The sequence below is a fragment of the Pseudoalteromonas luteoviolacea CPMOR-1 genome (assembly GCF_001625685.1).
Lineage (GTDB): Bacteria > Pseudomonadota > Gammaproteobacteria > Enterobacterales > Alteromonadaceae > Pseudoalteromonas > Pseudoalteromonas luteoviolacea_K.
The window spans coordinates 1-4048 of sequence record NZ_AUYC01000023.1 but is presented as its reverse complement, the minus strand read 5'-3'; the positions used below and the strand labels follow the sequence as shown (position 1 = coordinate 4048).

General features: G+C 41.9%; 10 protein-coding genes. All 10 read left to right on the top strand.

What is annotated here, in order from left to right; all coding sequences use genetic code 11:
• Positions 1-150: 150 nt before the first annotated feature.
• A complete protein-coding gene (locus N473_RS09790; protein WP_063367752.1) occupies positions 151-387 on the top strand; it encodes a hypothetical protein in 237 nt (78 codons plus the stop codon).
• Positions 388-399: 12 nt separating this feature from the next.
• The gene (locus tag N473_RS09785; RefSeq protein ID WP_063367751.1) at positions 400-831 is read left to right on the top strand and encodes a hypothetical protein; all 432 of its coding nucleotides are present in this window, start codon (positions 400-402) and stop codon (positions 829-831) included.
• 5 nt (positions 832-836) lie between these two features.
• Positions 837-1292, top strand: a complete 456-nt coding sequence (locus N473_RS09780) for a recombination protein NinB (protein WP_063367750.1) — start codon at positions 837-839, stop codon at positions 1290-1292.
• On the top strand, positions 1279-1587 hold the full coding sequence (locus N473_RS09775) for a nuclease domain-containing protein (RefSeq protein WP_063367749.1): 309 nt from the start codon (positions 1279-1281) through the stop codon (positions 1585-1587). Before N473_RS09780 ends, N473_RS09775 begins: the two co-directional genes overlap by 14 nt.
• A complete protein-coding gene (locus N473_RS09770) occupies positions 1584-1796 on the top strand; it encodes a helix-turn-helix domain-containing protein (protein WP_063367748.1) in 213 nt (70 codons plus the stop codon). Before N473_RS09775 ends, N473_RS09770 begins: the two co-directional genes overlap by 4 nt.
• Entirely contained in the window at positions 1793-2176 is a 384-nt protein-coding gene (locus tag N473_RS09765; RefSeq protein ID WP_063367747.1) for a hypothetical protein, read from the top strand. Before N473_RS09770 ends, N473_RS09765 begins: the two co-directional genes overlap by 4 nt.
• 161 nt (positions 2177-2337) lie before the next feature.
• Positions 2338-2493 carry a Com family DNA-binding transcriptional regulator gene (locus tag N473_RS26985; RefSeq protein ID WP_081221061.1) on the top strand — a complete coding sequence of 52 codons (156 nt, stop codon included), beginning with the start codon at positions 2338-2340 and terminating at the stop codon, positions 2491-2493.
• Positions 2471-3142: a DNA-methyltransferase gene (locus tag N473_RS09760; protein WP_063367746.1), complete on the top strand. Its 672-nt coding sequence runs from the start codon at positions 2471-2473 to the stop codon at positions 3140-3142. Before N473_RS26985 ends, N473_RS09760 begins: the two co-directional genes overlap by 23 nt.
• Before the next feature lie 85 nt (positions 3143-3227).
• Entirely contained in the window at positions 3228-3638 is a 411-nt protein-coding gene (locus tag N473_RS09755; RefSeq protein ID WP_063367745.1) for a glycoside hydrolase family protein, read from the top strand.
• On the top strand, positions 3638-3868 hold the full coding sequence (locus tag N473_RS09750) for a hypothetical protein (protein ID WP_063367744.1): 231 nt from the start codon (positions 3638-3640) through the stop codon (positions 3866-3868). The genes N473_RS09755 and N473_RS09750 overlap by 1 nt, the downstream gene beginning before the upstream one ends.
• Positions 3869-4048 lie beyond the last annotated feature (180 nt).

Genomic DNA, 4048 nt, shown 5'->3' with positions numbered 1-4048 from the left:
CTTTTTGGATAAATCAATAAATAAAGAGCACGTTATCAACGCAGGTTGGATCGCTGTTCCTTTCCAATTCGATATAGACGAATCATTCGCGGGTGACCTTTTTAGTCAATTTGGCGCTTTTGATGCTTTAGCAAAGTGGGAGTGTGCAGCATGACACAAAAAGCAAGATTGCAAGAAATAATAACAGGTCCTGAATATTGGACTCTTGAAGAAATATGCAACGCAAGCGAAACGATTTTCCATAAAAAGGACACGCCTGCCGCTATGTCAGCACGATGGAGAGAGATTGTGGATGGTCCCAATTTAACAAAGCTAAAGCGTGTTAGAAAAGGCACTAAAAACCTTTGGGAATACAGAATACAAGCCGAACCTGCCAACGACGATTAACAGGGATGTGCAATGAAATCATACGAGAAGGACCAAAAAGAGTTTGTTGCAGAGGTAAAAGCGATACTGGGTTGTGATTATAGCATGGCGCTAGTGGAAGCCAGAAAAGCCAAAAACGATTACTTACTTGGCATTACGGAGCCAACAGCTAGAGATTTAAACCAAGCAAAAGCTGCTGGTAATCGAGTTTTGTTACAGCATGCAAAACTCCATGGTGTGCCAAGTGTTACGCAACAGATTAAGGATAAGAAGCAAGCCGAAGCTGATAGAAGAAATAGGCCAAAAGCCCAAAAAGAGCGGTTTAAAAGCCTTAAGATTGCTAACGATGTAGCCGCAAATGCTGGCAACTTTAAGCATTCAAAAAAAGTCCCTCAAAGCCAAGGGTTTTCTTTGAATGATTCACTCGAACAGACCTATCAGCAAACGGCTAAACAACGAGCATAGATTTTATGACAACAAAGATTTTAACGACTAACAACTATGAACAGGCTATGCCTGTCATTGGCTCAATGATTAGAGCAATGATCAAGAATAAAAAAAATGTGAAGGTTAAGTTTGATGAACACAAAACAAGTCGGTCTACCGCTCAAAACAGATTAATGTGGATGTGGAACCAAGCCATTGCAGATCATATGAGAGAACACTTTGGACAAGAAAATAGCTCTCAAGATGTTCACGAGGTGTTTGTCAGGAAAAAGTTCGGTGTAAAAGTGCTAGAGGTTGGAACAGAAGAACCGATCATAGTTCGAAAGCGTACACGAAAGTTAAGCACCAAAGAGTTCTCCGAGTATTTGAACTGGATGGATATGTATTGCGCAGACAATTTAGAGCTACTACTGCCAAAGCCGGAAGATCTATACATGCTTGCACTGTATGGGGAAGGGGAGAAACATGTCAGTAATTAGCGAGAAGTTGAGAGAAAGTGCTAAAGGTCAAGCCTGTCAAATTAGATTGCCTGGCATTTGTAATTTCGATTCTAGCACGGTCGTTTTAGCCCATGTCGGTGGGGGAGCAGGTATGGGTCAGAAATGTGATGATATTCATTCAGCTTATACATGTTCAGCGTGTCATGACGTTATAGATGGTCGATCTGGCCCCGTGATGTTGTCAGAGACGACAATTAGAATTTTTGTGTTTGAGGGCATGATAAGAACTCAAAGGTTATTTTTAAAACAAAACTTGGTAATGGTGGCCACATGATGACTGCAGGTAGAGTATTAATTATTGCTCGTACATACAGAGGCCTCACGCAAAGAGATGTGGCCAATGCATACGGTGTTTGTGAGAGAACATATCAGCGGTGGGAAAAAGACAAAACGCAACTTAAGTTCGACACTGTCGTGTCTATTGTGGAGCAGATCTGTAACTTAAAATTGGTCCAAGTTTTACAATTAGGGGCTGACTCATGAGTGATTCACGACAAAACATTAAACAAGTACGCGGAGAGCTTAAAGTGTGGGGCCGATATTGGGCGTTGAAAGAAGAAACCCAAGGCTATGCAAGAAAGTCTAATGTTGAACGTATCAAAGAGTGCTGTTTGCTAGGTGGGGTTTTTAGCTCTGATGCTCACTTATACAGTCATGGTGCCGATAGCATTAGCCCACCAGATCACATTGCACAAATTACCAAGGATATAGAAGCGCTTTCGTCTTCTTGTAGAAAAGCGTTAGTCGGTAAATACATTAAAGGCATGAGCCACAAAGAAATAGCAATCTGGGCAGATGAATTTAGCAACAAACATAGCGTTGAATTTTGGCTTGCGAGGGCAGAAAGAGGGCTTTTGGTATAGCCTCAAGGGTTATAACAGGCAAAATGTCGCTAAACCCGACACGCAATGTCGTTTTCTTCGGCGCTAAATATGCCATAATGTGACTAAGCTTGGAAAAGCTATAAATAAAAAACCTCGTAATTAAACCCCGCTTTTATGTGGGGTTTTTTGATGGTGATTATATGCAAGATGTAAGATGTACTTGCTGCGACAAACTACTATGCCGAACTATTGGAGTAGTAGAAATCAAATGCCCCCGTTGTAAAACAATCAATGTAGCAGAACGCCTAGAGCGTCACGAACCAAAGGTGACGCATGACAGATATAAAACTGATTAACGGCGACTGTGTAGAAGAAAGTCAAAACATTCCAGACAACTCAGTCGATTTAGTTCTAACAGATCCCCCATACCTGATAGGAGCCAGCAGTATTGGAAAGCCGTCACGCGTAGGTTCGTGGGCTGACTGGATGAATGTAACGCACTTCTACAAGTCTTGGTTTGAACAAGCAAAGCGAATACTGAAAGATACAGGCTATCTAGTCTCTTTCTGTAATTGGCGCTCAATGCCAGTTATAACCAAGGCACTTGCTGATATTGGCCTGTCAATCACATCTGTTTTAGTTTGGGATAAGCAGTGCTTAGGTACAGGGCCAAAGAAAGCCCTTAGACCACGATACGAATTAGTTGTATTTGTGGGTATGAAAGATGCCGTAATACCAAACAGAAGCCTCTCGGATATATGGGAATGTAAACGAGTAGCACCACAAAACAGAGCGACAGATCACCCAGCAGAGAAACCAGTCGAGCTATTCAAAAGACTGATATGCGAAACAACATCAGAAGGTGCATTGGTTGTTGATATGTTTACCGGAAGCGGGACGGCGGCAATTGCTTGTCGAGATACAGGACGTAACTTTATAGGGTTTGAACTTGATACCCACTGGTATAACGCAGCATTAGATAGGTTGAAGCAAGAGCCAGAGTAAAAGTAAATCTTTCCTTGAAGTGACTGAGCGCGCATGGATGCGGCTCCTTTTTCTTTCATGAATAAAAACATACGCAGGAAAAAACATGTCTATGAATTTAGTAGAGCAGCTAAAAAAACATGAGGGGTACAGAAGGTATCCCTATTACTGTACAGGCGGCAAATTAACTATTGGTTATGGGCGTAACTTGGATAGCAAGGGCGTGAGTGAAGAAGAAGCCGAGCAGTTGCTAGCAAATGACATAATGGATGCAGAAGCAGGAGTTAAGCGCCGCATCAATACAAGTCATTGCAATAGGGCAAGGTTAGACGTACTGGTTAACATGGCTTTCAATATTGGCTTAGACGGACTAATGAAATTCAAACGGATGATAGCAGCAGTTGAGGTAGGTAACTTTGCTGATGCAGCGTACGAGATGAAGGACTCAAGATGGTATAAGCAAGTACCCAAACGAGCGGACGAACTTATACAGCAAATGATTAAAGGTGAGTATTGATGTCTGATAGCAAGTGGACCAGCAAGCCAGTTGATATAGCTCACTTACTCACAACTATCACAATGATAGTAGCAAGCATCGTATACATAACTGGATTGGATAAACGAATCTCAATTAATGAGAAGCAGATAGAGCATGTCAAAGTGCAGAGAGTAGAAGACCAGTCACGCATAGAGAAGCAGTTAGACACAATCAACGAAAAGCTGGATAAGCTAATCGAATCTAAGTGATTGATTTATCGAATGTTCGAAAGGGTCCTTTCTGGGTACCCCCCGTTACAATGCGGGTAGAAAACACGCGGGCCTCCACGCGTTTTTAAAAATAAATTTTTTTTCCCTTTTTCCGTTTCCGCTTTCTTGAGCGTGTTTGGAGTGTATTTTTACTAGCGAAATTCAGGTTTCAAGATGGCG

Coding starts and splice junctions, on each gene's coding strand:
- N473_RS09790 (WP_063367752.1), top strand. CDS start 151: ATGACACAAAAAGCAAGATTGCAAGAAATAATAACAGGTCCTGAATAT.
- N473_RS09785 (WP_063367751.1), top strand. CDS start 400: ATGAAATCATACGAGAAGGACCAAAAAGAGTTTGTTGCAGAGGTAAAA.
- N473_RS09780 (WP_063367750.1), top strand. CDS start 837: ATGACAACAAAGATTTTAACGACTAACAACTATGAACAGGCTATGCCT.
- N473_RS09775 (WP_063367749.1), top strand. CDS start 1,279: ATGTCAGTAATTAGCGAGAAGTTGAGAGAAAGTGCTAAAGGTCAAGCC.
- N473_RS09770 (WP_063367748.1), top strand. CDS start 1,584: ATGATGACTGCAGGTAGAGTATTAATTATTGCTCGTACATACAGAGGC.
- N473_RS09765 (WP_063367747.1), top strand. CDS start 1,793: ATGAGTGATTCACGACAAAACATTAAACAAGTACGCGGAGAGCTTAAA.
- N473_RS26985 (WP_081221061.1), top strand. CDS start 2,338: ATGCAAGATGTAAGATGTACTTGCTGCGACAAACTACTATGCCGAACT.
- N473_RS09760 (WP_063367746.1), top strand. CDS start 2,471: ATGACAGATATAAAACTGATTAACGGCGACTGTGTAGAAGAAAGTCAA.
- N473_RS09755 (WP_063367745.1), top strand. CDS start 3,228: ATGTCTATGAATTTAGTAGAGCAGCTAAAAAAACATGAGGGGTACAGA.
- N473_RS09750 (WP_063367744.1), top strand. CDS start 3,638: ATGTCTGATAGCAAGTGGACCAGCAAGCCAGTTGATATAGCTCACTTA.